The organism is Pantoea sp. EKM103V, from assembly GCF_011800365.1.
GTDB lineage: Bacteria > Pseudomonadota > Gammaproteobacteria > Enterobacterales > Enterobacteriaceae > Pantoea > Pantoea anthophila.
Genome location: NZ_JAALFQ010000003.1, coordinates 390703 through 416596 on the forward strand (window position 1 = coordinate 390703; position 25894 = coordinate 416596).

At 56.5% G+C, this 25894-nt stretch carries 24 protein-coding genes and 2 tRNA genes; 16 read left to right on the plus strand and 10 right to left on the minus strand.

The window, feature by feature from the left end:
• Positions 1 to 98 precede the first annotated feature (98 nt).
• Together HFD97_RS10685 and tmaR are read left to right on the plus strand one after the other, a co-directional pair.
• Positions 99 to 1157 carry an FUSC family protein gene (locus tag HFD97_RS10685; protein WP_009089353.1) on the plus strand — a complete coding sequence of 353 codons (1059 nt, stop codon included), beginning with the start codon at positions 99 to 101 and terminating at the stop codon, positions 1155 to 1157.
• Between the two features lie 160 nt (positions 1158 to 1317).
• On the plus strand, positions 1318 to 1644 hold the full coding sequence (gene tmaR / locus HFD97_RS10690) for a PTS system regulator TmaR (protein ID WP_004571340.1): 327 nt from the start codon (positions 1318 to 1320) through the stop codon (positions 1642 to 1644).
• A 96-nt stretch (positions 1645 to 1740) separates the two neighbouring features.
• Here the strand turns inward: tmaR and HFD97_RS10695 are convergent, their stop codons facing one another.
• The 3 genes from HFD97_RS10695 to HFD97_RS10705 all read right to left on the minus strand — a co-directional run bounded on the left by HFD97_RS10695 (position 1741) and on the right by HFD97_RS10705 (position 4776).
• Positions 1741 to 2802: a LacI family DNA-binding transcriptional regulator gene (locus HFD97_RS10695; RefSeq protein WP_167431477.1), complete on the minus strand. Its 1062-nt coding sequence runs from the start codon at positions 2800 to 2802 to the stop codon at positions 1741 to 1743.
• A gap of 132 nt (positions 2803 to 2934) precedes the next feature.
• Complete coding sequence (locus HFD97_RS10700; RefSeq protein WP_167431478.1) at positions 2935 to 3849, minus strand: ketopantoate reductase family protein; 915 nt, start codon at positions 3847 to 3849, stop codon at positions 2935 to 2937.
• Between the two features lie 153 nt (positions 3850 to 4002).
• Complete coding sequence (locus HFD97_RS10705) at positions 4003 to 4776, minus strand: phosphate/phosphite/phosphonate ABC transporter substrate-binding protein (protein ID WP_167431479.1); 774 nt, start codon at positions 4774 to 4776, stop codon at positions 4003 to 4005.
• A 219-nt stretch (positions 4777 to 4995) separates the two neighbouring features.
• Between HFD97_RS10705 and HFD97_RS10710 the strand changes: the two genes are divergently transcribed.
• The 4 genes from HFD97_RS10710 to HFD97_RS10725 all read left to right on the plus strand — a co-directional run bounded on the left by HFD97_RS10710 (position 4996) and on the right by HFD97_RS10725 (position 9564).
• A complete protein-coding gene (locus HFD97_RS10710; RefSeq protein WP_046102167.1) occupies positions 4996 to 6018 on the plus strand; it encodes an LLM class flavin-dependent oxidoreductase in 1023 nt (340 codons plus the stop codon).
• Between the two features lie 413 nt (positions 6019 to 6431).
• Positions 6432 to 8663, plus strand: a complete 2232-nt coding sequence (gene katG, locus HFD97_RS10715; protein ID WP_244319739.1) for a catalase/peroxidase HPI — start codon at positions 6432 to 6434, stop codon at positions 8661 to 8663.
• Between the two features lie 310 nt (positions 8664 to 8973).
• Positions 8974 to 9231: an antitoxin gene (locus tag HFD97_RS10720; protein WP_167431542.1), complete on the plus strand. Its 258-nt coding sequence runs from the start codon at positions 8974 to 8976 to the stop codon at positions 9229 to 9231.
• Positions 9232 to 9564 carry a type II toxin-antitoxin system PemK/MazF family toxin gene (locus tag HFD97_RS10725; protein ID WP_167431480.1) on the plus strand — a complete coding sequence of 111 codons (333 nt, stop codon included), beginning with the start codon at positions 9232 to 9234 and terminating at the stop codon, positions 9562 to 9564. It begins immediately after the preceding gene.
• A 66-nt stretch (positions 9565 to 9630) separates the two neighbouring features.
• Here the strand turns inward: HFD97_RS10725 and HFD97_RS10730 are convergent.
• A tRNA-Asn gene (locus tag HFD97_RS10730) sits at positions 9631 to 9706 on the minus strand.
• A gap of 333 nt (positions 9707 to 10039) precedes the next feature.
• Between HFD97_RS10730 and HFD97_RS10735 the strand changes: the two genes are divergently transcribed.
• Positions 10040 to 11161, plus strand: a complete 1122-nt coding sequence (locus HFD97_RS10735) for a Gfo/Idh/MocA family protein (protein ID WP_167431481.1) — start codon at positions 10040 to 10042, stop codon at positions 11159 to 11161.
• 67 nt (positions 11162 to 11228) lie between these two features.
• Here HFD97_RS10735 and HFD97_RS10740 read toward each other — a convergent pair whose 3' ends face one another.
• The 3 genes from HFD97_RS10740 to HFD97_RS10750 all read right to left on the minus strand — a co-directional run bounded on the left by HFD97_RS10740 (position 11229) and on the right by HFD97_RS10750 (position 14166).
• On the minus strand, positions 11229 to 12059 hold the full coding sequence (locus tag HFD97_RS10740; RefSeq protein ID WP_009089371.1) for a glycosyltransferase family 8 protein: 831 nt from the start codon (positions 12057 to 12059) through the stop codon (positions 11229 to 11231).
• Between the two features lie 8 nt (positions 12060 to 12067).
• Positions 12068 to 13450 carry a D-arabinono-1,4-lactone oxidase gene (locus HFD97_RS10745; RefSeq protein ID WP_167431482.1) on the minus strand — a complete coding sequence of 461 codons (1383 nt, stop codon included), beginning with the start codon at positions 13448 to 13450 and terminating at the stop codon, positions 12068 to 12070.
• Positions 13451 to 13533: 83 nt separating this feature from the next.
• Complete coding sequence (locus tag HFD97_RS10750) at positions 13534 to 14166, minus strand: TetR family transcriptional regulator (RefSeq protein WP_167431483.1); 633 nt, start codon at positions 14164 to 14166, stop codon at positions 13534 to 13536.
• Positions 14167 to 14305: 139 nt separating this feature from the next.
• Here HFD97_RS10750 and HFD97_RS10755 point away from each other — a divergent pair, with 139 nt between their 5' ends.
• A complete protein-coding gene (locus HFD97_RS10755; RefSeq protein ID WP_046102161.1) occupies positions 14306 to 14845 on the plus strand; it encodes a DUF2058 domain-containing protein in 540 nt (179 codons plus the stop codon).
• Between the two features lie 16 nt (positions 14846 to 14861).
• On the opposite strand, the gene HFD97_RS10760 is transcribed toward HFD97_RS10755, so the two are convergent.
• Positions 14862 to 15560 (minus strand): RluA family pseudouridine synthase, encoded by a 699-nt coding sequence (locus HFD97_RS10760; RefSeq protein ID WP_167431484.1) that lies wholly within the window; start codon positions 15558 to 15560, stop codon positions 14862 to 14864.
• A 224-nt stretch (positions 15561 to 15784) separates the two neighbouring features.
• Here HFD97_RS10760 and HFD97_RS10765 point away from each other — a divergent pair, with 224 nt between their 5' ends.
• Complete coding sequence (locus HFD97_RS10765; RefSeq protein ID WP_150028788.1) at positions 15785 to 16045, plus strand: hypothetical protein; 261 nt, start codon at positions 15785 to 15787, stop codon at positions 16043 to 16045.
• Between the two features lie 221 nt (positions 16046 to 16266).
• On the opposite strand, the gene HFD97_RS10770 is transcribed toward HFD97_RS10765, so the two are convergent.
• Positions 16267 to 18189: a methyl-accepting chemotaxis protein gene (locus HFD97_RS10770; protein WP_167431485.1), complete on the minus strand. Its 1923-nt coding sequence runs from the start codon at positions 18187 to 18189 to the stop codon at positions 16267 to 16269.
• A gap of 426 nt (positions 18190 to 18615) precedes the next feature.
• On the opposite strand from HFD97_RS10770, the gene HFD97_RS10775 reads away from it, so the two are divergent.
• The 3 genes from HFD97_RS10775 to HFD97_RS10785 all read left to right on the plus strand — a co-directional run bounded on the left by HFD97_RS10775 (position 18616) and on the right by HFD97_RS10785 (position 19859).
• Positions 18616 to 18846: a hypothetical protein gene (locus HFD97_RS10775; RefSeq protein WP_370528411.1), complete on the plus strand. Its 231-nt coding sequence runs from the start codon at positions 18616 to 18618 to the stop codon at positions 18844 to 18846.
• 352 nt (positions 18847 to 19198) lie between these two features.
• Entirely contained in the window at positions 19199 to 19552 is a 354-nt protein-coding gene (locus tag HFD97_RS10780; RefSeq protein WP_167431487.1) for a type II toxin-antitoxin system RelE/ParE family toxin, read from the plus strand.
• A 4-nt stretch (positions 19553 to 19556) separates the two neighbouring features.
• Entirely contained in the window at positions 19557 to 19859 is a 303-nt protein-coding gene (locus HFD97_RS10785) for a helix-turn-helix domain-containing protein (RefSeq protein ID WP_009089390.1), read from the plus strand.
• An 88-nt stretch (positions 19860 to 19947) separates the two neighbouring features.
• Here HFD97_RS10785 and HFD97_RS10790 read toward each other — a convergent pair.
• Positions 19948 to 20023: transfer RNA gene (locus HFD97_RS10790), tRNA-Asn, on the minus strand.
• A 505-nt stretch (positions 20024 to 20528) separates the two neighbouring features.
• On the opposite strand from HFD97_RS10790, the gene HFD97_RS10795 reads away from it, so the two are divergent.
• From HFD97_RS10795 to nac, 4 genes are all read left to right on the plus strand, one after another.
• Complete coding sequence (locus HFD97_RS10795) at positions 20529 to 21452, plus strand: sugar ABC transporter substrate-binding protein (RefSeq protein ID WP_150041077.1); 924 nt, start codon at positions 20529 to 20531, stop codon at positions 21450 to 21452.
• A gap of 32 nt (positions 21453 to 21484) precedes the next feature.
• A complete protein-coding gene (locus tag HFD97_RS10800) occupies positions 21485 to 22969 on the plus strand; it encodes a sugar ABC transporter ATP-binding protein (RefSeq protein WP_046102148.1) in 1485 nt (494 codons plus the stop codon).
• 23 nt (positions 22970 to 22992) lie between these two features.
• Complete coding sequence (locus HFD97_RS10805) at positions 22993 to 24018, plus strand: ABC transporter permease (RefSeq protein ID WP_181161923.1); 1026 nt, start codon at positions 22993 to 22995, stop codon at positions 24016 to 24018.
• A 452-nt stretch (positions 24019 to 24470) separates the two neighbouring features.
• On the plus strand, positions 24471 to 25388 hold the full coding sequence (gene nac, locus HFD97_RS10810; RefSeq protein WP_009089395.1) for a nitrogen assimilation transcriptional regulator NAC: 918 nt from the start codon (positions 24471 to 24473) through the stop codon (positions 25386 to 25388).
• Positions 25389 to 25894: the final 506 nt, after the last annotated feature.

Below are 25894 nucleotides of genomic sequence, written 5' to 3' on the forward strand. Positions count from 1 at the left end.
AACGTCAAAATGGTCTGTAAATAGCGGGCGCAGGCTAAGCCTGAACCCCGTTCGGGGTTAAGATAGCGGCAATATAATCCCGCAACCGGAAAGTCACTTTGCGTTCTGATAAACCCATCTCAAAACTAGAATTCTGGTTTTACCGTCACTATCGCGCCGTTCATGGCGTGCGCATTGCCATCGCCTTTTTGCTCTGCTTTATCTTTGTCCGGGCCACTCATATCCCTGAAGGCACCTGGCCCCTGATCACGCTGGTGGTGGTAATGGGGCCCATCTCTACGTGGGGAAACGTCTTTCCACGCGCCCTGCAGCGCATCAGCGGCACCGTAGCCGGCTCGATTTCCGGTCTGATTGCGCTGAAGCTGGAGCTGATCTCCATGCCGATGATGCTGGCCTGGTGCGGCATGATCATGTTCATCAGTGGCTTCCTGACGCTGGGCAAGCACCCCTATATGGCGTTGCTGATCGGGATTACGCTCAGCGTCGTCGTCGGGGCACCGACCGGTGACTTCACGATGGCGCTGTGGCGCGGCGGGGATGTGATTCTGGGGTCGCTGATGGCGCTGCTGTTCACCGCCATCTGGGCGCAGCGCGCCTATACCCACTGGCGCATCCAGCTTTCTGACACGCTGGCGGAGATGGCAAAAATCTACCACGCCGGTTTCTCACCCAATCTGGTCGAAAAGCCGCGCCTTAACAAGCCGCTGGGCAAGCTGCTGAGCAGCGTCATCAAAATGCGGGCACTGCTGGAGCCGTCCAGCAAAGAGACGCGCATCCCGAAGTCGGTGCTTGAAGCCATTCAGACCATTAACCGTAATATGGTTTACACCATTGAGATGCAGATTAATGCCTGGTGGGCGTCGCGTGAAAGCCACCTGATTATGCTCAATGCACCCGCCTTACGCCGTACCCAGCAGATGACCGAGAACACGCTGCGGGCGCTGTCCGTCATGGCAATCGAGGGGGAAACGGAAGAGGTGGTCGCCAACAGTCATGAACTCACCGAAATCAGTGATGAACTGCGGCGTCTGATTGCGGAGGCGGGCAGCGACGCGCTGGAGGAGACGCCGATCTACGGTTACGTCTGGCTGACGCTGGAACTGGCGAAACAGCTGGAGCGGATGACCGATCTGATGCGGATGGCGCTGCGCAAATAATCACCTCAGACAATGACTTAATGTGAAACAGGGTTTCTTTGCGCTAAGATAAGAGCCAGTCTGAATTTAGCTGTGAAAATTGCTTACCTGGCGGGCTAGCCGCTAAGCTGATCGTTTTGACTCTCTCCCTGCGTCAGCAGGCTTAAAGAAAGGTGCCATCATGGAAAATGCCAAGCAGTCATTTCAGGACGTACTGGAGTTCGTGCGTATGTTCCGCCGCAAAAACAAACTGCAGCGTGAAATTGTCGACAACGAGAAGAAAATTCGTGACAACCAGAAGCGCGTTCTGCTGCTCGACAACCTGAGCGAATACATCAAGCCGGGCATGAGCGTTGAGGCTATTCAGGAGATCATTGCCAGCATGCGCGTGGATTATGAAGATCGCGTGGATGAGTACATCATCAAAAACGCCGACCTCTCGAAAGAGCGTCGCGAGCTGTCGAAAAAGATCAAAGCTATGGGCGTGGGTGAACATCCGAAAGCCTGATAGCCGATAACGGAGCGCAGCGGCTCCGGTTACTGAAGATGACCCGCATCCACCCCGGTGGCGCGGGTTTTTTTATGGCGGCCGGCAGAGCTGGTGCTACTGGCCGGCCAGCCGACGGGCGATCGCCTGAAGCTGCTGGGACAGCGCGACTAAATCGAGCGAGTTATCGGCTGGCGGGGCGGTGGTTTCCCGGATAACCAGCGTGGTTTCCAGCGCAGCGTCAGAAACCTCTTCGCCACGCAGCCGGGCCAGCATCCGCTCAACGCTCTGCGCGCCCAGATAATGCAAATCCTGGCGCACCGTGGTCAGGGGCGGCTGATACCAGGCACTTTCCGCGGTGTCATCATAACCAATCACTGAGATCTCGCCCGGAATCGCCACGCCATACTGATGCAACGCCCGCATCGCACCCAGCGCCATCTGATCGTTCGCCACCAGCAGTGCCTGGGGCAGGGCGTCCGGCAGCTGCGACATCAGCGCCTGATAGCCCGACTGCGCGCTCCAGTCGCCGCGCAGAGAGCAGTGCGGGGTGAGCTGATGCTCAGCCAACGCCTGAAGCCAGGCCGCTTCACGCTGACGCGCCGAGACCGACCGCAGCGGCCCGTTGAGCAGGCCGATCCGGCGATGACCCAGCGCCACCAGATGTTCAACCGCGGCGCGCGCGCCGGAGGCGTTCGGATACTGACACTGCGCCACCGCGGCACGCGGTTCGACATCCAGAAACAGCACCGGCTTACTGCCACACAGTAGCTGAATCTGCTGCGCCTCATCCGCCGCCAGCGGCAGGTTGATCAGCAGTCCGTCGACCCGCTGCGCCAGCAGTTCATTCACGGTCGCGGCCGCATCATGACCGCTCTCCATCGCAATCACCAGATGATACCCCGCGGCGGCGGCCCGTTGCTGGATCGCCGAGGCGATCTGAGCCGGTGCCATCAGCGCCAGGTCGCTGGTAGCCAGACCCAGCGTGCGCGTCGCCTTGCCTGCCAGCTGCTGTGCCACGCGATTAGGCACATAATTGAGCTGCTGCATCGCCGCCTCAACCCTTTCTCGCGTGCGGGCTGACACCTGTTCAGAACGGTTTAAAACACGTGAAACGGTTTGGTATGAGACGCCGGCCAGTTGCGCGACATCATCAAGGGTCACGGAGCGGGAAGTCATTGCACTCTCCAAAAGATGAAGCGCCGAGTGTAACAAAATTTCCTGCCACACTGCTGCTGCTCATTACACATTCACTCTTTTGCCAGCCGGGACCCATGCGGCCCCGGTCAGAACGGATTACCGCTATCCGGCTTAGCGCTGCTGCAGATAGACCTGCAGATTCACATCGACCGCGTTAAGCAGCGGAGTCATCAGACCTTTTCGTTTTGCCCGCAGCAGCAGGTCACCGATCACCTGATCGGCTTCGATATCAAATCCCTGAGTCAGGTCACGATACATCGAGGAGGTCATCGGGGTCTCCGGGTTATTCAGCAGTTCAAAAATGCGGGCAGTGACGGCCGGACGCGGCTGATACCCCTCGGCGGAAATCACCGCCAGAATCTCGCTGAAGATCCCCTGCAGCAGCGCTTCGCCCCCGCGGGTGGTCAGGATCTGCTGCGTATCGCCACGCGCCAGGCAGCAGACCGCCCCGAGCGTACTCAGCAGCAGCCACTTCTCCCACAGCTCATCCATAATGTTATCGCTGAAGCGGTTATCGACCTGACTGGTGCGCAGGGCGGCGTCAACCCGCTGCAGGCGCGCATCGTTGTTGCCATCCAGCGCACCGTAGTAAAGCTGATGCAGCGGCGTCATCTGGATCACTTCACCGCTGTCACCCAGCGTGGCGTTGATTTTGCACAGGCCGCCTATCACCTTATTGTCACCGAAACGCTGCTGAAGTATCGCGATGTGTCGCATCCCGTTGAGAATCGGCATGATCAGCGTGTCAGGGCCGACCGCAGGCGCGATATCCTCCATGAGCTGTTCAAGCGCAAAACTCTTTACGGTAATCATGATCAGGTCATAGTGGCCGCTCAGCGAGCGGGCCTGGATCAGCTGCGGTTCCAGCTTTTCCGTTCCCTGCGGCGTCTGTAACACCAGTCCATTCATCTGTAGCTGCTGAAAACGGCGTTCGCGCACCAGAAACGTGACGTCCTGACCCGCCTGAGCCAGTCGGGCACCAAAATATCCGCCGGTCGCGCCGGCTCCTGCCATCAGAATGCGCATCTGCATCTCCCGTTGCTGAAAACCTCTACCTTAAAGCGGTGTGAGCGGGCTTACCAGTGCTGACGTCAGCAGAAAAGGATCGATGCGGGTCGTCACCGACGGGCAGAGCTGGGCTTCCGCTGACGGAGCAGCGGGCCGGAAGGGCGTAACACGTTAAAGCCGGGGGAGGCCCTGCGCAGCCGCGTCGTGCTCCCAGTCCAGCACAATCTGATAATCGTCCCGCTCTGCCGGGCTGAATCCGCCGATCAGATTGTCGTCACAGACGCCACGCCAGGCCGTCTCCTGCACCAGCTGGTGCAGCGCCATCCGGAGATGCGCCAGCCGGGTGGAGGAGGTTAACGCTGCCGTGATCAGCGGCAGTCCGGGTGCCAGGGGTGTTTCACCGATAATATGCAGGCCCTCCAGTGCTTGCGGTTCATAACGCGCCAGCAGCGCCCAGCTGACGCAGTCGATCGCAGCAATATCGGCATGGCCTTGCTGCAACGCAGCCAGCGACCCGCGATGCCCGCCGCTCAGGATGAGCTGAGAAAAGGTGACGCCCTGACGCGCCGCGACAAACCGCAGTGCGTTATAGCCGGAGTGAGAGTCCAGGCTGTTCGCCACCGCCCGCCGGCCAGTGAAATCGGCCAGCGTCGCCTGTTTATCCCGCGTCACCAGCCAGCTGCGATAGTCGCGACCGCTGCAGCCGGGCGCCCGATAGTGAAAGGTGCCGACAGGCTGGACCGCGGTAAGCCGGGTGACCAGTGGATAGCCACAGGTCTGACTCAGCAGCAGATGCGCATCCTGCCAGTGTGCCTGCAGGTCGTCAGGCCAGACCGGCTGCGCTTCGATGCCGCGCCGCGCCAGCAGCGTCTTAATGGCCTGCATCAGCGCCCGCGTGGCGGGCGGGTGAATCGCGTACATGGGCAGCGCGAGCCGGTTAGTCATCAGGTTTCTCCCGGTCAGGATAGGGTAGCTCCCCCGCGCGAAGATCGGGCTGCATCAGGGGATAAATAAGCAAAGCAGATAATCAGCCTGGCTATGTCGAAATTCCTGAATATAGCGCTGAAAGATATTGACTATCAGTTGCGGCGCGGAGGGCGTAACCTTTGCCTATCAGAAATTGCCTTACATCCACGGGCGTTTACCCCGTCAGGAGAATGACAGATGAAAAATATCGGCTTCTTATCTTTTGGTCACTGGACCCCCTCTTCACAGTCTGCCACCCGCACGGCGCAGGATGTATTACTGCAGTCGATCGACTTAGCGGTTGCCGCGGAAGAGCTGGGTGCCGATGGCGCTTACTTCCGTGTCCACCACTTTGCCCGTCAGCTCAGTTCACCGTTTCCGCTGCTGGCGGCGGTCGCGGCACGCACCAGCCGGATTGAGATCGGCACTGGCGTAATCGACATGCGTTACGAAAACCCGCTCTATATGGTGGAAGATGCCAGCGCGGCCGATCTGATCTCCAACGGTCGTCTGCAGCTCGGTCTGAGCCGCGGCTCACCGGAGCAGGTCATTGATGGCTGGCGCTACTTTGGTTTTGAACCTAAACCAGGGGAAAGCGATGCCGATATGGGCCGTCGTCACACCGAGGAGTTTCTGGAGGTGCTGCGCGGAGAAGGCTTTGCTAAGCCGAACCCTCAGCCGATGTTCCCGAACCCGCCAGGTCTGCTGCGCCCGGAGCCGCTGTCTGAAGGGTTACGCGACCGTATCTGGTGGGGCTCCGGCTCCAACGCAACGGCGGAGTGGGCGGCGAAAATGGGCATGAACCTGCAGAGTTCGACGCTGAAAGATGATGAAACGGGCGAGCCGTTCCACATTCAGCAGGCGAAGCAGATCCGCGCCTACCGTGAAGCCTGGAAAGCGGCGGGGCATCAGCATACCCCTCGTGTCTCTGTCAGCCGCAGCATCTTTGCGCTGGTCAACGACATGGACCGCGCTTACTTTGGCCGCAGCGGCAACGACCGTGACTCTGTCGGTTTTCTCGATGAGAAAACCCGCGCCATCTTTGGCCGCAGCTATGCCGCTGAGCCAGAGGTATTGATTAAGCAACTGGCGCAGGATGAGGCGATTGCTGAAGCCGATACGCTGCTGCTTACCGTGCCAAATCAGCTGGGTGTGGCTTATAACGCCCATGTGATTGAAGCGATTCTGAAGTACGTCGCTCCGGAGCTGGGCTGGCGTTAATGACCGGCAGCGCTCTCCTGCGGAGGGCGCTGCGGTTTTATCCCTGATCCGATCCCCTCGTCAGCCCCACCTCTTTTCTCTTCCGCTCTGCCTGTTCTTTTTTCTCTGTATTCCCACGCCTTTTCCAGGCTGTTCTGGCAACAGATCACGCACGCTTTATGCACCGGATTGTGTCACCGCTCAGCAACTCTTTCATCAGCCGGTTGTTAAACGTGGTTTGTCAGAATAGTCTGATGAAGAACGGTGTCGTTTCGCTGAAGGTGACGCGCATAACAGCCGTTTGCCATCGCTGGGAACTGTTAAATAAGACCTTATTCAAAGGGATAAGCTATCAATCATATAGGATAAGACAGGTGTGCCTTCCTGAAAATCCTCTATAGAGTAGCGATGAAAATACAAAAAGAGGTGTGACCATGAGCAATTCCATTGATGAAGATGCAAAAGATGCAAAGCCAATCGTCGAAGCCGACCGTGAAGCTGACCGTGAAGCACCAGCGGGCAAATGCCCCTTTCATGCAGGGAAGTCAGCGCAGCCAAATCAGGCGCCGGGCGGCGGAACAACGAACCGTGACTGGTGGCCTAATCAGCTGCGCGTTGACCTGCTGAATCAGCACTCATCCCGTTCAAATCCCCTTGATGAATCCTTCGATTACCGCAAAGAATTTGCAAAATTAGACTACTCAGCGCTGAAAGCGGACATCAAAGGGTTGCTCACGGAGTCACAGGCCTGGTGGCCCGCTGACTGGGGCAGCTATATCGGTCTCTTTATTCGTATGGCCTGGCACAGCGCCGGAACCTATCGCTCCGTAGACGGACGTGGTGGTTCAGGTCGTGGTCAGCAACGTTTCGCTCCGTTAAACTCCTGGCCGGACAACGTCAGCCTGGATAAAGCCCGCCGCCTGCTGTGGCCGGTAAAACAGAAGTATGGTCAGAAGATCTCCTGGGCCGACCTCTACATCCTGGCGGGTAACGTCGCGCTGGAAAATTCCGGCTTCCGCACCTTCGGCTTTGGTGCCGGACGTGAAGATGTCTGGGAACCGGATATGGATGTGAACTGGGGCGAAGAAGCGACCTGGCTGGAACATCGTCATCCGGAATCGCTGGCGCAGTCACCGCTTGGCGCGACCGAGATGGGTCTGATCTACGTCAACCCGGAAGGCCCGGAACACAGTGGCGAGCCCGCCTCTGCCGCCCCGGCTATTCGTGCCACCTTTGGCAACATGGGCATGAACGACGAAGAGATCGTGGCACTGATTGCGGGTGGCCATACGCTGGGTAAAACCCACGGTGCCGCTCCGGCCAGCCATGTCGGTGTCGACCCGGAAACCGCTCCGATTGAAGCGCAGGGTCTGGGCTGGGTCAACAGCCACGGCAGCGGCGTAGGTGCCGATGCGATTACCTCTGGCCTGGAAGTGATCTGGTCGCAAACGCCTACCCAGTGGAGCAACTATTTCTTCGAGAACCTGTTCAAATATGAGTGGGTGCAGACGCGCAGCCCGGCAGGCGCTATCCAGTTTGAAGCGGTCAATGCGCCGGAAATTATCCCGGATGCCTTTGACACGGCGAAAAAACACAAGCCGACCATGCTGGTGACCGACCTGACGCTGCGTTTTGATCCGGAATTTGAAAAAATTTCGCGTCGCTTCCTTAACGACCCGCAGGCGTTCAACGAAGCGTTTGCTCGTGCATGGTTTAAGCTGACGCACCGCGATATGGGGCCGAAAGCGCGCTACATCGGACCTGAAGTACCACAGGAAGATCTGATCTGGCAGGATCCGCTGCCTGCACCGGTTTATCATCCGACCGTCGCGGATATTGCGCAGCTGAAAGAGAAGATTGCCGCATCCGGCCTCAGCGTCAGCGAGCTGGTTTCCGTTGCCTGGGCGTCGGCGTCAACCTTCCGCGGTGGCGACAAACGGGGTGGTGCCAACGGTGCCCGACTGGCACTGCTGCCGCAGCGCGAGTGGGACGTTAACGCCGTTGCGGCGCGCGTGCTGCCGACGCTGGAAGCGGTTCAGCGTGAAGTGAACAAGGCTTCGCTGGCGGATGTGATTGTGCTGGCTGGTGTGGTCGGGGTTGAGCAGGCGGCGAAAGCGGCAGGCGTGACCGTCGACGTGCCCTTTACGCCAGGACGTGTCGATGCGCGTCAGGATCAGACCGACATTGAGTCGTTCAACCTGCTGAAACCGCGTGCCGATGGTTTCCGTAACTACGGCACCGGCTTCGGCAAAACCACCACCGAAAACCTGCTGATCGACAAGGCGCAGCAGCTGACCCTGACCGTGCCGGAGTTAACGGTACTGGTGGGCGGGATGCGTGCACTGGGCGCTAACTTCGATGGCAGCCAGCACGGCATCTTCACGGACAAGGTGGGTTCGCTGAACACGGACTTCTTTGTCAATCTGCTGGATATGCGCACCGAGTGGAAGGCTGCCGATGCGAGCAACGAGTCCTTCATCGGACGCGATCGCGTCAGCGGTGAAACCCGATACACCGCGACCCGCGCCGATCTGGTGTTCGGCTCCAACGCGGTGTTACGCGCTTCGGCGGAAGTTTACGCCAGCAGCGACGCCCGTGAAAAATTCGTCAAAGACTTTGTGGCCGCCTGGACCAAAGTGATGAATCTGGATCGCTTTGAACTCTGATAGCTCTAAAAGCTGAAACCTGGCTGCACCTCAAAGGTCGGAGACCCGACTGAGTAGGGTGCAGTTTTTTTTGCCGCGCTTCTTCTGATTACGGCTCCTGTTATCTCTGTATGGAATCCTCGCCGCAAAATTTTTATCGGATCTGGCGTAATCCTTTGCCTCCCTCGACACATTTTTTACTCTCATCCTGACGAAGACAGGCAATCCCCGCGCAGGTCCGCTTCAGGAGGATAGTACAATGGAACTGATTAATAATTGCTCGCCATCGCCCGCCGGTGTTATATTAAAATATAACATCAGGAGGAGATTTATGTTCATCACGCGTCTTAAAAAGGTAGGCGGATCGGTCATGCTGGCGGTTCCTCCCGCCGTTCTGAAAACGCTGTCGTTGTCGGCAAACAGCGAAGTCGGAATGACCATCGATAATGGTTATCTGATCGTCAAACCCAGGACCCGACCGCGCTATTCACTTGAGGAACTGCTTGCGCAATGCGATCCGCATGCGGAAATCAGTAAAGAAGTTCGAGACTGGATTGATGCACCTGCAGCAGGTAAGGAGAACCTGTAAATGGAGAGAGGAGAAATCTGGCTGGTGACCCTCGATCCTACAGCAGGTCATGAACAAAGCGGGAAGCGTCCGGTACTTATCGTTTCTCCGGCTTCCTTTAACGCATTTACCCGATTACCGATTGTGGTGCCGGTGACCAGCGGTGGGAATTTTGCCCGCGCAGCAGGCTTTGCTGTTTCACTGGATGGAGCGGGGTGCAGAACAAAGGGTGTCGTTCGCTGCGATCAGCCGAGAACGCTCAATATGGAAGCCCGCGAAGGCAGGCGGCTTGAGAGACTTCCTGACGCTATCGTGAACGAAGTGCTGGCACGGCTGGAAGCCATTCTGAACTGAATCGCCGATATGACTGAAAGCCAATAAAAAACCCGCTCAGGTTTCCCTGAGCGGGTTTCTCGAATCTGGCTCCTCTGACTGGACTCGAACCAGTGACATACGGATTAACAGTCCGCCGTTCTACCGACTGAACTACAGAGGAATCGTTTGAACGGGGCGCATAGTAACGGCCACGCTGAGCCATGTCAAAGCTCTTTTTCATAAATCTGCGCGACTGCTGAAATAGTCGCCAGAACGGCGTTTAATACGCCAGAAGAAGTCCGTCAGACGCTGAACAGGGGTGTAACAGTCCGTGCGGCAGACTGAGGTATTTATGAGGTGTTTTACCGTTCCGCCTCCCTTGCCAGGCGGCACGAGGCGTGGTTTGCCCGGATAGTTTTTTACTGCCGTCACAAAGTTTTCATTACGCCTTTGTCAGCAGATAAAACGAAACGTAGATTTCATTTCAACCCTGAAATGAATATCCGGAGCTGAAATGAAACAAGTCCGAATCGGCATGATCGGCAGTGGTTATATCGGGCGCTGCCATGCGATTGCTTATGCTCAGGCCCCGACGGTGTTTGCGCTGAAAGGTGAGATCGTGCGGGAGATGCTGGCCGAGGTAAATCCAGAGCTGGCGGCCCGTCAGGCAGCCACCTTTGGCTTTACGCGTTCCACGGGAGACTGGCGCGAGCTGGTCAGCGATCCCGCCATTGATGTGGTGGATATCTGCGCGCCCAACTTTCTGCACAAAGAGATGGCACTGGCGGCGATACGCCACGGCAAGCATGTCTACTCAGAAAAACCGCTGTCATTAAGCGTGGCGGATGCGCAGGAGATGGTGAGCGCTGCGCAGGCGGCAGGGGTGAAAACGCTGGTCGGCTTTAACTATATGAAGAACCCGACCAGCCAGCTGGCGAAAGAGATCATTGCCCGCGGAGAAATTGGCGAGGTGGTCCATTTTTACGGCACGCATAACGAGGATTATCTTGCCAGACCGGAGACACCGCTCGACTGGCACTGTCAGAAAGCGCTGGCAGGGCTGGGTGCGCTGGGCGATCTGGCGGCGCATATCGTCAACATGGCGCACTATCTGGTCGGTGATATTGCGGAAGTCAGCGGTGACATGATGACGGTCATCACCGCACGACCCGACCCGAAAGCGCCCGGACGTCAGTTAGCGGTGGAAAACGAAGATCAGGCCAGTGCGCTGCTGCGCTTCCGCAATGGCGCGCACGGCGTCATTGAAACCTCGCGTATCGCCTGCGGCGCGAAAATGGGCCTGACCTATGTTGTGACCGGAACCAAAGGCACGCTGCGTTACACCCAGGAGCGCATGGCTGAACTTGAGCTTTATCTGCATGACGAGCCCGCCGGGCGACAGGGATTTAAAACGATCCTGACAGGACCCGCCCATCCTGACTATGCGAACTTCTGTGTTTCAGCCGGACATGGCATCGGCTTTAACGACCAGAAAACGGTGGAGGTCCGCGATCTGATTAACGGTATCGCGGCGGACGACCGCATGTGGCCCGATTTTGCTGAGGGGTTGCAGGTGCAGAAGGTGCTGGAAGCGATCGCGCACTCTGCTGAGCAGCGGCGCTGGGTGGAAGTGTAACGGCAGATCAGGAAGAGTGCAGATAAGAAGGGGGCAGGGCGGGAAGAGAGCTTCCCGCCCTTTAAAATCAGATCAGGCCGCTTTTCTCCCACCACAGCTTATCCAGCGCATAGAAGCGATCGCGCTGGCTCTCAGGCTGGTTAAGATCGCGCTTCCACGGCTTGGCCAGTATGTAATGCAGGTTTTTCACCTCATCGTCCTGCCAGAGCCCGCGGTGCTGGAAGGGCAGCGTTTTCAGCGCATTGTAGATATAAGAGAGCGGCTTCCAACGGTCGGCAAAGATTTCATTCAGCAGATCCTGCTCCGAGAAAGGGTAGGCGCTCAGGTCATCAATGGCGGCAATACGTTTTTCCATCGCCTCAAACACCGCATTATCGGGCTTCAGCACCAGAAAACCGCCGTTGAGGTAGAGATCCACACTCTGTGGTGCTGTCTCACCGCGGGCCTGCCAGGTGTAGTGGCACTGCTCCGGCTGCCATTCTGGCGGATAGGAGGCGATCTGGTTGGGATTGCAGCGGCAGGCGTGGCAGGCCGCCAGCAGATTATCACCCAGATCCAGAGTAAACAGCTCATCCATGTTCTGCAGCACGAGCATGTCCGCATCCAGAAAAACGACGCGCTCGTAATCCGTCAGTTGCCAGGCGCGCAGCTTGGTCCAGACCTCGCCGAACTGCGCCGAAGCATAGTGCTGATCCAGATCTTCACGCGGATAGAGTGGCTCAACCGGCTCAATCACGCAGCCTGCATCCTGCAGACGCTGACAGTCCGCCTCAGAAATGGCGGGAGTCGTCATCACCACCAGTGGCCACTGGCTGTGGCTCTGTTGCAGCGAACGGTGCAGCGCTTGTACGCCCACCAGATAATCGGGTTGTGTTAACAGCGTTACCCAGGCAAACATGGCTTTCCTCAGTCAAAAAGTGGCGTGATGTAGTCGTTACCCAGTCGTCCCTGTGGGTCGAGCTGGCTGCGCAGGGCGCGGAAGGCGTCCCATTGCGGGTAGATCTCACGCCAGTTGTAGCGTTCTTCATCGTAATATTTGCCCCAGTGCGGGCGTCCTCCCTCTTCGGCCAGCAGTTTCTCCACTTCCGTCAGGAAGTGGAGTCCCTCCTGCGACAGCGAACCATCGTCAGCGTAATAGACGACAAAGCCGAAAAAGCAGGTGGGCTGATCGGCGGCCGGGCTGAGCCAGGCCGAGGAGGCGCCGGTGCAGCGCAGGATAATCGGGTAGTGCATATGCGGCCGGTTCTCTGCATACCACTGCTTTATCCGGCGGATGATGGCTGGCGTTTTTGCCAGCGGGACGCCGATCTCCACGTTGATCTGTGGCACCGCAATGCCCCGGCAGAAGAGCTGATAGATGTCACCGGTAACATCCGTGAAGTCGCGAAAACGGGTCACGGTGCGAAACTGCTTGCCGCCTTTCCCCTGAATCTGGGTATCGCGGTGCATGTGCGCCAGGGTCTGATCGATCGTCTCGTTCAGACTGTCATCCGCTTCGCCCTCATGCTCGACCACTTTGCGCCCCTGCTGCTCATAGCGCTGGCGCTCCTCCTCGCTGGCTTCATGGGCGTTCCAGACATGCATCAGATTGTCGTCAACGAACCACCAGGCTTTGCTGAGAGGGTAATCGTTGTTCCAGCGCAGCAGATCCTCTTCCAGCGTATCCGCAGAGACCGCGTTCTTATGACAGGTGAAGATGCGGTATGGACCGGTGCGCAGCGTCACGGCGGTGACAATACCCAGCGCCCCCAGAGAGACCTGAGCTGCCGGGAAATCCGCGTCGCCCCGGACAAACTCGCGCACGCTGCCGTCAGCCAGCACCATGCGGATGGCCAGTGCTTCATCGGCAATCGAACTCTGCTGCAATCCCTGGCCGTGCGTGCCGGTGGCCATCGCCCCTGCCAGGGTCTGAATGGCAATCACACCCGGCGACGACGCCAGCATGCGGTTCATGCGGGTCAGGGTGCGATAAACCTGATCCAGCGGGGTGGCTCCCCCGAAGGTCACGCTATCCTCATCGCTGGCGAGCTGACCGCTGAGCGCGCTGAGGTCGAGCAGTAAATCATCTTCACTGACGTGCAGCATCCGTCCGGGGGAGAGCTTGCTGCCGATGACCCGAATCTGGCCGCGTGACTCCCGGATAAGCGTCTGTAATTCCGCTTCGCTGGCGGGGCGCTGAACCTGATGACGGCTGCCGATTTTAGCGTTCTGCGCCCAGTTCCAGAGCGCATCATCATCGGGTTCAACATGAGTCTGGCGAAGCGGATAGAGGCGTGCGTCTCTGCTCACAACAGCGTTCCTTTTATGGCAATTTAATGACGAATGTTTACTAAGCGTAGACCATGAGTAAGCGGAGCCAGAGCGGTGAGCAATTATTTGCAGATATAGCGCAGTGTGGCGGTGACAGCGAGCTGACGATTGCGCCGGATACTCTCTTCTTCGCTGTTATCCGGACTGAAGAGGGCATTGAAGGTGTAGCGGTTTGAGACGTGATGAACACAGATACTGCTGATCAGACGATGAACGTCGATGGTCTGCACATCGGCGATAAACACGCCCTCCTGCTGACCGCGGGCCAGGATGTCATCCAGCAGATCCAGCGCGCTGCGGTTAAGCGCTTTAATCTGCGGTGACTGCGTGATGTAGCGACCGCGCAGCAGGTTCTCACTGCAGACCAGCCGCATAAAGTCGGGATGGGCAACGTGGTAATCGAAGCTCGCTTCCACCAGGCGGGTCATGGCCAGCTCCGGCGTCATGGCGGCCAGGTTCAGATCGGTTTCATGCGCGCGTATCTGCTGATAGACCTGCTCCAGCACTTCGATGTAGAGCTGCTCCTTGCTGCCGAAGTGATAGACCACCATGCGTTTGGTGGTCTGAGCGTGTTCGGCGATCTGCTCCAGTCTGGCACCCTGCATACCAAACTCTGCGAAGGTTTTCAGTGCGCCTGCGATAATGCGTTTTTTCAGCCCTTCCGGGTCATTTTTGCGTTTCGTAATTTCGGACATGGTGCTCAATAAGGTGATTCTGACCGGGGAATGGTAGCACAGTGTTGAGGCGTAGCCCGCAATCGCGGCGTCAGCCTGGCACAGCCTGAAAGATTACAGGTATAATCCCGAACAATATTTAACAGATTCAGAGACGACAATGACAAAACTCACCTTACAAGAGCAGATGCTGAAAGCAGGCCTGGTATCCAGCAAAAAAATGGATAAGGTTCAGCGCACAGCGAAGAAATCCCGGGTTCAGGCGCGTGAAGCCAGAGCGGCGGTCGAAGACAACAAAAAAGCGCAGCTTGAGCGTGATAAGCAACTTAACGAGCAGCAGAAACTGGCCGTCCTGTCGAAAGAGTACAAAGCACAGGTCAAACAGCTGATTGAAATGAACAAAATCGAGGTGGCAAAAGGCGACATCAGCTTTAACTTTACCGACAACAACCTGATTAAAAAAATCGTGGTGGATAAGCTGACGCAGACCCAGCTGATTAATGGCCGTCTCGCCATTGCCCGCCTGACTGCTGACAAAAATGGCGAAAGCCAGTACGCCATTATCCCGGCCAGCGTGGCGGATAAAATTGCCCAGCGTGATGCCAGTGCTATCGTCCTGAACAGCGCACTGAGCGAAGACGTGCAGGACGAAGATGATCCTTATGCCGATTTCAAAGTACCGGACGACCTGATGTGGTAACCGCGGACTGAGGCAGTCAGAAGGGGCTGGCGGCTGAGCAGTGTACAGGCTCACCGCTGACCGGATGTGTAAACGCTAATCCACTGGCGTGCAGCATCAGCCTCTCCGCCTGCTCAGCGCCCGGCAGCACCTGCCCGCCATAGAGATCACAGCCCAGAATCGGGTGCCCCAGCTGCTGACAGTGAATGCGCAGCTGATGGGTACGCCCCGTTTCCGGCGTCAGCTCAACCCGTGTAACCGCCACCTCCATTCCTTCTCGTCCCTGCCAGTGGCCGCGCGCGATAACCCGGAAGCGCGATCGCGCAGGCTTGCCCTGAAGCGGGCAGATTGTCATGCGGGGAAACTGCGCCGGATCTTTCGCGATGGCGGCATCAATCACACCTTCATCCTCAGCCAGATGGCCGCACAGCAGCGCCTGATACGTTTTGCTCACGCTGCGCTGGCTGAACTGCTGACTGAGCGCCGCGTTGATCGCTTTATTCAGCGCGACGACCATCAGTCCCGAGGTGCCAAAATCGAGCCGGTGCACCAGCGTACAGCCCGGAAACAGTCTGACCAGCCGGTGATGCACTGAATCGAGGTTTTGCGGATTCTTACCGGAAAGGCTGAGCAGCCCGCTGGGTTTATTCACCACCAGCAGATGATCATCCTGAAACAGAAGGGTGATCTCGTCATGGCAGGGTGGAGCAATAAACGTATCGACAATGGCAGACATAGTAAAACCGGACGATGAAGGGCAGAGGATCATAACCGATTGTGTGTTGAGTGACGACTCCCGGTCTGGCAGGGCAGAGACACAGTGAAGGGATGGCAAAAAAACATTTAGTATTTTGTTCAGCAACTTGCGCGATTTTTAGTGATAAATTCGGGCAGTTCTCTCTTTTACGACTACAGTCTCTGGTGAGGTTGTTTTCAATTCGTACCAATGGAGGATTTTCTGTGTTAATTCAAAACGACGAGAAAGGCCACGTAATTATTGGCGAAGCGGCACTGAGCCTTGCCCTGGGTGAGAGGGAAATCAGTATCGCATCACTCTTTACTCAACTGGGATACATGGCGAAATCCGAGAGCAACCCCGACCGGCTGACGCAGATCTCCGAGGCCCGAAGCTGGCTGAGCAGTTTTACGTCACCGGCGATTGCCCAGCAACAGGTGCCGTATCTGCAGACACTTACAGGCCTGAACGACGAACTGAACTAGCAGCAACTGAACTGACACCAGTGGACGTAGTCCGGCTCCGGCCGGAAAACGACGAAGCGAATAACCTCACAGGTTGCGCGAAAGCGTATACCGGCCGGAGAAACTGTCATGGACGACACTCCTCTCGCCAGACCCTATTTATCTCCCCGCCCGCGTTATTCAGCCTGAACGATCATCGCGCAGCCAGCCCTGTTGATCAGGACTGGCCAGACGATACCCAGTTAAAAACTTTCCCAGCTGCTCTCTGCAGAAGCCTTAAGCGGCACGGCCGGAACAAGGCGAGGCGCTGAAGCAGGCGCGGGGCGGCTGACGGCGTGCTGAGCACCAGAGAGGCGGAACACCGCCACCGTTTTTTCCAGCTCCTCTGCCTGTGCTTCCAGTGAACTCGCTGCGGCAGAGGACTCTTCAACCAGTGCGGCGTTCTGCTGGGTCGTCGTGTCCATCTCGGCCATCGCCACGGCGATCTGGGAGATGCCCCGGTTCTGCTCGTCCGAGGCCGCAGCGATTTCGCCCATGATATCTTTCACCTGACTGACGGAGCGGACGATATCATCCATGGTGGACCCCGCGCGTTCTACAAATCCGGACCCTTCACTGACCCGGTCCAGTGACTCCCGGATCAGCGTCTCAATCTCTTTGGCCGCCAGCGCGCTGCGCTGTGCCAGATTTCTCACTTCACCCGCGACCACTGCAAACCCGCGTCCCTGTTCACCGGCACGTGCGGCTTCGACCGCGGCGTTGAGCGCCAGGATATTGGTCTGGAAGGAGATGCTGTTGATGACGTGAATGATTTCACCAATTTTGCCGGAACTCTGGCTGATGCTGTTCATTGTCACCGTCACATCACGGATGATCTCGCCACCGCGACCGGCATTCACCGACGCCTCTGTCGCCAGCTGACTCGCATGATGCGCATTTTCCGCATTCTGTTTAACCGTCGACGACAGCTCTTCCATACTGGCTGCGGTCTGGACCACGGCCGCAGACTGCTGTTCTGTACGGGAGGAGAGATCGGTATTGCCTGCTGCGATTTCCGCTGAGGCACGTGCCACGCTGCTGACGCCGTCACGCACGTTGGTGATGATGTTCTGCAGGCTGCTGTTCATGGCATCGACCGCCAGCATCAGCTGACCGAATTCATCTCCACGTGTTGTGGTCAGTGAGGTGGTTAAATCTCCCCCGGCAATACGCTGCGCGGCGCTCAGCGTCTCTTTCAGAGGCTGGGTAATGCTGCGGGTGATCCGCCAGGCGATCAGCAGACTCAGTACCACACAAATCAGTGCGGCAAAGGCAATGCGCCACTCTGCCTGTTTAATAAATTCCGCAGAGAGCTGTGACTGGAAAGCGAATGTATCGGAAACCGCCGCATTAAGACGCTCGGCGCTGGTGGTCAGACCCGCCGACTCACTTTTCTCTTTCTCTGCAGCATCGACATAGCGCGTTAACGCCTCGCGCTGCTGCGCAAGGGTGCTGAGGACAGTGCGGGACACCTCGTTAATTGCAGGCTGTGCAAAGCTGTCCAGCTGCTCACTCAGCGTGGTGATCGCCGTGAACTCCTCAACAACCGACTCTCTGCTGGCCTGAGAAGGTTTATCCAGAAACGCCTGTTCAATGTTTGCGGCATCAAACAGCGCGGCGGCCAGACGCATGACCGGTAATCCGGCATCAGGTGTCAGTGCCAGATCCAGCGACTCCGACTGATGCGCAAGGGCAATCAGGGCGTCCGGTTTAATGGCATCAAAGGCGTGAGATGTGGTCTGTGCGGCGGTGACAAATTTCTGTCGCTGCTTCTGATAATCGTTGAGCAACTGCCCCATCTGCGCGACTTTCTGCTGACCGAGTTCGTCCCACTGAAAGCCACTGAGGCGTTGATACAGCGTATCCAACTCCTTCAGCGCCTGCACGTTACGGGCGGCAAATTCAGGATCTTTAGTGTACTGGTAGAGCGTGCGGTTAAGGCGCGCAGTACTTAAGGTGTTTACCATCTGAACGGTGATGGTGCGTCGTGCCGAGTTATCTTTGATACGACTGAAGCAATCGAAAGCGAGCCAGGTAATAGCCAGAGAGGCGGCGATGACGATGATAAAACCGGCACCCAGTTTTTTCCCAATTTTAATACTGGAGATGTGTTGAGCAAGGCCCATAAGTTTCACCTTTAATGAGGTTTCTGAAGCGGGAGAGAGGCGATTAAATAATCTCTGTCATCTTCTTCTTATCGTCAGGGTGGGGTGAATCTTTAATAAAAATTATATATTTCAGTTTATCTTCTTAATTAGAATGCCATTGTTTTCCCTGGAAACTATCGGCCTGCTAATCTTCAGGGGGAAACCTTAATGTCATTGATTTTAAAATCAAATGGGAATGTCTGATGCAGGTGATGCCGTTACATTAATTTGAGAAATTTTTTTTGATTAAGATCAATTTATTTACTCTTTTAAAGATAATATGTCAGGCAGGCTAAGGGATTTGTTACGCAGAGCTGATTAATGCAGGTTGTTTACCCTTACGCACGCGAGCTTACATGAATGTCAGACTATAACTTTTACACCAGGGGCAGACACACGGTTGCAGTGAATCGATCAGACGTCACCCGTGCCGTCGCGCTGACGGAGCAGGGGTATAAAAAACAGTTTGAGGAGGTCCGCGCCCCGGATGAGCAGCAGGCACTGGCACGGCTGGCAGATATGCACAGAAACCAGCGTATCGATCAGCATAACTTCCTTGCCAGTGCGGCGACGATGCCATTGATCGGTGTACTGACCGCGCTGGCAACTTTTCTGTTCTGGCGAAAAAAGCGCTGAAGTGAACCGGCTTCATTTTGCAGAAGCCGGACAAAGAGAGAGCATAGCGTCAGTAAGAAGGCGCATATTCTGCAACCGCTTACCATCCCGTTTCAAACCCTCCCGATTTATAAGCCCGCTCAGTCAGCCCGAGCGGGCTTTTTCATTTAGTGTAGCCATCCCCTGAGCCGCACCCTTATCTGATCCGGCGTGGGTCGCAAAACAGTGAAATTACTATGTGTTCTTCACTGATAAGGCGGAATACCTCTCGCTGTTCGCGCCAGGGACGCATGCATTCCGGCTGATTCTTCATCACACTCGATTATCGCTTTACACCTATATAGCCCCTGAACTATATTGATAAGGATATCTTGTGTGGATGGTTAAAACGACCGACAGGTTTGATCGCTGGTTTAGCTTACTGAATGACACCGACCGTGCCTGTGTGCTGGCTGCATTAATGGTATTGCGGGAGAAAGGGCCGGGCCTGGGAAGACCTTATGCAGATACGCTCAGAGGTTCAGCCTATATCAATATGAAGGAGCTGCGTATTCAGAGCCGGGGTGATCCCATCAGGGCATTTTTTGCATTTGACCCGAATCGTACTGCGGTCGTGCTCTGTGCCGGAAATAAGGCCGGCAGCGACAAACGCTTTTATCGGGAGATGCTTCCGATTGCCGATCTAGAATTCACACACTGGCTGAACACCTTTAAATATAGGGAGTAACGTGATGGGCAGAACGCTGGAACAGCTTATTGCGGATGAAAAACCGGACGTCGTTGCTGACGCTGAGGGGAAGGCAACGGATATCCTTCTTAACATACACCTTGCTGAACTGCGCGAAAAAGTGCAGAAAACGCAGGTTGAAATGGCGGAAGCGCTGGGCATCAGACAACCTACCGTTGCCGGAATGGAGAAACCAGGCCGTGACCTGAAGCTCTCAACCCTGAAACGCTATGTTGATGCGGCAGGCGGTAAACTGCGCCTGGTTGTGGAACTGCCGGACGGCTCACACTACGGGTTTGAGGTGTAATCCTCCCGCCCTGGATGACCTCCCGTATTGCCCGGAGAGAGAAAGCAAAAAGCCCGCTCAGGTTTCCCTGAGCGGGCTTTTCTAATTCTGGCTCCTCTGACTGGACTCGAACCAGTGACATACGGATTAACAGTCCGCCGTTCTACCGACTGAACTACAGAGGAATCGCTTGAACGGGGCGAATATTAGCGGCGCCGATCCCGCTTGTCAAAGCCCTGTTTAACGAAATGCGTTCGGATGCTCGTAAAAGCAGCGGATTGGTGAATTTTTCCCGAATCTGCTGGCTTTTCAAACTGCCAACAGGATCTCACTTTGCGGGCATTTCTCTGCAGATGTTAGAGGCATGTCAAAGTTTTGTTCTTTGCCGATGTCAAAACAGCCGTTTCAGTGCTTTTATGATAAAAATTTCAAAACGAGATTTTATGGAATAAATAAACTGCTTAGCGTTACGGTCGTCACTTTCCCCGGAAACTGAAACGGCAGGTCGGAAGTAACTGTTTGCAGATCAAGTGATTGTGAAAAGGAGTGGTCGATCACAAAAATAGCCAGAAGCCGAAGTCTAACCTCAAAATTCCCGAAACAGACGCCAGACAGGCTGGGTGAATGTAAAAGATATTTTTCATTCGCGGTCACAGCCGCTGAGCAAGTTAACAAATAAGAAGGGTCCCTATGAACATCAAAAAAACGATTGTCGCCTCACTGTTAGCCTGCATGTTACCTGCCGCGGTTATGGCAAAAGATATTTCGGTCGGCGTCTCAATGGCGCTGTTTGATGACAACTTCCTCACCATTCTGCGCACGGCCATGCAGAAAGAGATGCAGAAAGATGGCGTTAAAGGGCAGGTTGAGGATGCAAAAGGCGACGTTTCACAGCAGCTGCAGCAGGTGCAGAACTTTATCGGTCAGGGTGTCGATGCCCTGATCGTCAACCCGGTCGACACCAACGCGGTAAAACCGATTATGGATCAGGCGTCAAAAGCGGGCATCCCGCTGATCTTTGTTAACCGCCGTCCAGGAGCTGAACTCACCGGCAAAATGGCCTATGTGGGGTCCGATTCAGAACTGGCCGGGCGGTTACAAATGGAAGCGCTGGCTAAAGCAATGAACGGCAAAGGCAACGTCGCCATTCTGATGGGTGACCTGGCGAATGAATCGACCCGCGACCGTACCAAAGGTGTGGAAGAGGTGGCCGCTAAATATCCTGGCATCAAAATTGTTCAGAAGCAGACCGCCAAATTTACCCGTAACGACGCGGTGGATGTGGTCAGTAACTGGATGACGGCCGGTGATGAAATCAATGCTATCGCGTCGAACAACGATGAAATGGCAATCGGTGCGCTGCAGGCACTGGGTAAAAACCCGAACAAAATCCTGATTGCTGGCGTCGATGGTACACCGGATGCACTGCAGATGCTGAAGCAGGGCAAGATGGTCGCCACCGTCTTCCAGGATGCGAAGGGGCAGGGCGAAGGCTCGGTGCAGACGGCGATCAAACTGGTGAAAGGCGAACAGGTCCAGAAAATTATCAACATCCCTTACCAGCTGATTACCAAAGAGAACATGGAACAGTTTACCCAGCGTAACCAGAAATAATCGTTCCCGACTCAGCCTGACGGAGGTGATGTATGAACGCGTTTGCGCTTGAAGCCGAAGGCATCAGCAAGTTCTTCCCCGGCGTGAAAGCCCTCGACAACGTCTCGTTGCGGGTGCGTCCGGGAACGGTACATGCCTTGATGGGCGAAAATGGCGCGGGCAAATCCACTTTAATGAAGTGCCTTATCGGGATCTATCGTCCCGATAAGGGCACCATCAAAATTAAAGGGGAGCCGGTGCAGTTTCACGACACCATGGACGCGTTGCGTTCCGGCATTTCGATGATTCACCAGGAGCTTAACCTGGTGCCCTACATGACCGTCGCTGAGAATATCTGGCTGGGCCGCGAGCCGATGAAATTTGGTTTTGTCGATCACGCCCGGCTCAATCAGGTGACACAGGAGCTGCTCAACCGCCTGAATATCCGCCTGAAAGCCGATCGGATGGTGGGCGAACTGAGCATCGCCTCACAGCAGATGGTCGAGATTGCCAGAGCGGTCTCCTGGGACTCGGACGTCGTCATTATGGACGAGCCCACCTCCGCGCTCACGGAAACCGAAGTGGCGCATCTCTTCACCATCATTCGCGACCTGCGCGAGCAGGGCAAAGCGATCATCTACATCAGTCACAAGATGGATGAAATCTTCACCATCACCGATGAGGTCAGCATTTTCCGCGATGGCAGCTGGATCGCCAGCGACCAGACGGAGAAGTATACCCGCCAGTCGCTGATCACCCAGATGGTCGGGCGTGAACTGACCCAGCTGTTTCCGAAATTTAACAGCGCCATTGGCGAAGAGGTGCTGACGGTGCGAAACCTCACCTGCAAAGATCGTTTCACCGATGTCAGCTTCAGCGTGCGGCGCGGGGAGATCCTCGGCGTCGCCGGGCTGGTGGGCGCCGGTCGCAGCGAGGTGATGGAGAGTCTGTTTGGCATGGAGAGCTTTGACAGCGGCGAGATCTTAATTGATGGCGTACCGGTGACGATCGACTCGCCGTCCACCGCGATCGAAAAGGGCATGGCGTTCCTGACCGAAGACCGTAAGAAATCCGGACTCTTTCTGGTGCTTTCGGTGATGGAGAACATGAGCATCGTCAATATGCCGGAATACAGCGGTAAAAGCGGCTTTGTCAGCCATGTGAAGATGGCGCAGGACTGCATGGACCAAATCCGCCGTCTCAATATCAAAACCCCGACCATGGATCAGATCATCAATAACCTCAGCGGCGGGAATCAGCAGAAAGTCCTGATTGCCCGCTGGCTGCTGGCTCAGCCGAAGATTCTGATTCTGGACGAGCCGACCCGTGGCATTGACGTCGGCGCAAAAGCGGAGATTTACCGCTTAATCAGTGAACTCGCCAACCGTGGCGTGGCGATCATCATGGTCTCCTCTGAACTGCCGGAAATCCTTGGCATGAGCGATCGGGTGATGGTCATGCACGGCGGGCGTATAACCGGCATCCTCGATAAAGAAGAAGCCGATCAGGAAACCATTCTGTCGTTGGCATCCGAATGAGGCGCGAAACCACTATGAGCAATATGAAAGTTACTGCCACCCCGGCAGCCCCGCAGCAACCCTCTTTTTTTGCCAGTCTGCGTCATAAGCTGCCGAAAGATACCGGCATTTTTGTGGTGATGGTGGGGATTGCACTGATTTTTGAAATGTTCGGCTGGTATGTGCGTGACCAGTCTTTCCTGCTCAACACCAATCGCCTGATCCTGATTGTGCTGCAGGTGGCGATTATCGGGATTATTGCCGTCGGCGTGACCCAGGTCATCATTACGACCGGCATCGATCTCTCCTCCGGTTCCGTGATCGCCCTGGCGGCGGTGGTGGCTGCAAGTCTGGCGCAGACCTCCGACAGTCTCTCACCGATGTTCCCGTCACTGGTCAATATGCCCGCGGTCATCCCGGTTGCTGCCGGTATCGGGGTCGGGCTGCTGGCAGGGCTGGTCAACGGGGTGCTGATTACCCGCACCGGTATTCCGCCCTTTATCGCCACGCTGGGTATGATGGTGTCGGCCCGCGGCCTTGCGCAGTACTACACTCAGGGCAATCCGATCAGCTTCCTCTCTGACGGCTTTACCGCCATAGGCCAGGGCGCCATGCCGGTCGTGATTTTCCTGGCGGTCGCGCTGCTGTTCCATATCGCTCTGAAACATACCCGCTACGGCAAATATGTGTATGCCATCGGCGGCAACATGACCTCGGCGAAAGTCTCCGGGATCAACGTTAATAAGTATCTGATCATTGTCTACACCATTGCGGGTGCCCTGTCGGGTCTGGCTGGTGTGGTTCTGGCGGCGCGCGTCAGCAGCGGTCAGTCAAGCATGGGGATGTCCTACGAGCTGGACGCCATTGCCGCAGCCGTTATCGGTGGCAGCAGTCTGATGGGCGGCGTCGGGCGTATCACGGGTACATTGATTGGTGCGGTGATCCTCGGCCTGATTAAAAGCGGCTTCACCTTCGTGGGTGTCGATGCCTATATTCAGGACATTATTAAAGGGATCATTATCGTGGCCGCCGTCTCTATCGATATGCATCGCAACCGCAAAAAACGCTGACCGGCAACCGTTGCCCTCTTTAGCTTCAGGGAGAGGGCAGCGCCTGCTGTTTATCCATCACGGCGCTTCATGATAAGAAATCCCGCTGATAGCGGTTACATCGTTTTCAGGCCGGTTAAGCCGCAATGCAGGCCAGACAGGCCTTCAGCCGATGTCATGCCCTTTCACTGCACTAAAACTGTACAACCCGTCATCACTTTTCTGCACACCCGCCTCGCAGCAAATGCACTGTCACAGTGCGTCCGGGCGGTCTGGCTTCCCGGCTCAGCCATTCCCGATCCTTATTAACCCCTAAGAGGTAATCAGAAACGCTTATTTTCCGGGCCGTTAGGAAAAATCCTGAGCCTTGTCAGTGAGCGATATTTAAACCTGGCCTGCATCTTGCAAAATCCCTCTTATCAGGCGAAGGACGCAGATCCTATTCGCTATTCAGGGCTAGTGACGGAGGCAAGATGAATTTAAGACGACTGAAATACTTTGTGAAAATCGTCGATATCGGCAGTCTGACGCAGGCAGCGGAAGTGCTGCATATCGCCCAGCCTGCACTCAGTCAGCAGGTCGCCACGCTGGAGAATGAACTGGATCAGCAGTTACTGATCCGCACCAAGCGGGGCGTCACGCCGACAGAGGCCGGTAAGATTCTCTACGGTCATGCGCGCACCATTCTGCGCCAGTGTGAGCAGGCCCAGACGGCGGTCATCAATGCCGGTCAGATCCTCAGTGGTCAGGTTTCAATTGGTCTGGCACCAGGCACCGCGGCCTCTTCGCTGACGATGCCGCTGCTGCAGACCGTTCGCGATCAGTTTCCTGAAGTCCTGGTCTACCTGCACGAAAACAGCGGCAGCGTACTGAATGAGAAAGTGATGTCCGGTCAGCTGGATATGGCGGTGCTCTACGACCGCGCGCCCACAGCCGGGATCAACAGCATGCCGCTGATGAAAGAGGATCTCTATCTGGTGGGCGCCACCGACTGCCCGGGTGCCAGTGTCGATCTGGCGGATGTGGCCCAGATGAGCCTGTTCCTGCCGCGTGACTACAGTGCGGTGCGTAAGCGGGTTGATGAGGCGTTTTCCCTGCGTCGCCTGAGCGCCCGCATTATCGGTGAGATTGAATCGATTTCTACCCTGACCGCCGCCATTTCCAGCGGCATGGGCGTAACCGTATTACCGGAATCCGCCGCCCGTTCGCTGGTGGGGTCGACGGATGCCTGGATGGCGCGCATCAACAGTCCCTCACTCAGCCTGCCGCTGTCGCTGAACATCTCCGCGCGGTTGCCGCTGTCGCCTTCCGCGCAGGCGGTGAAAAATATCCTGCTGTCGCTGCTGAACACGCCGCTGAACGAGGAGCGGGAGCTGATGTTAGTGAGTTAATACTGGGGGGCCTGCCAGGCGCGGGGCGTTTTCACCTGGCGGTGGGCCGGCTCTGAGTAGGTTTCGCCCGCCAGGCGTGAGGGAGTTTCAGCCTGCCCGTGCAGGCGGACGCGTCAAGGGGCGGACGCCCGCCCCTTAACAATCCCGGCGTCCGGCAGCCTCCGCGCCCCGCGTTGCGGGGTGCCTTCGTCACGCCCTGCGGCCGACGGACCGTCCGGACTCGCCATCCCTGGCTCGTGCCGTCCTCTCGCCGACGTCCTGTCGGCTCATCCTGGCCTCCGGTTGCTCCTCAGCGCGCCGGATGCCTCTCCCCCGCCTTTGAAATCTTCTATTTTCTGATGTGAAGCATCGTCTGCTGGCCTGAAGGCTAAAGCAGTCTCCTAAACGCATCGCGATATGAGAGCCAGATAGATAGAAAAGTTAACAGCGGGGAGGGAGGCCGTCTGAGCCGCTGAGCGGATGAGGGATTTCAGGACGAGCGACAGGGATGTCGCGAAGAGGCAGGG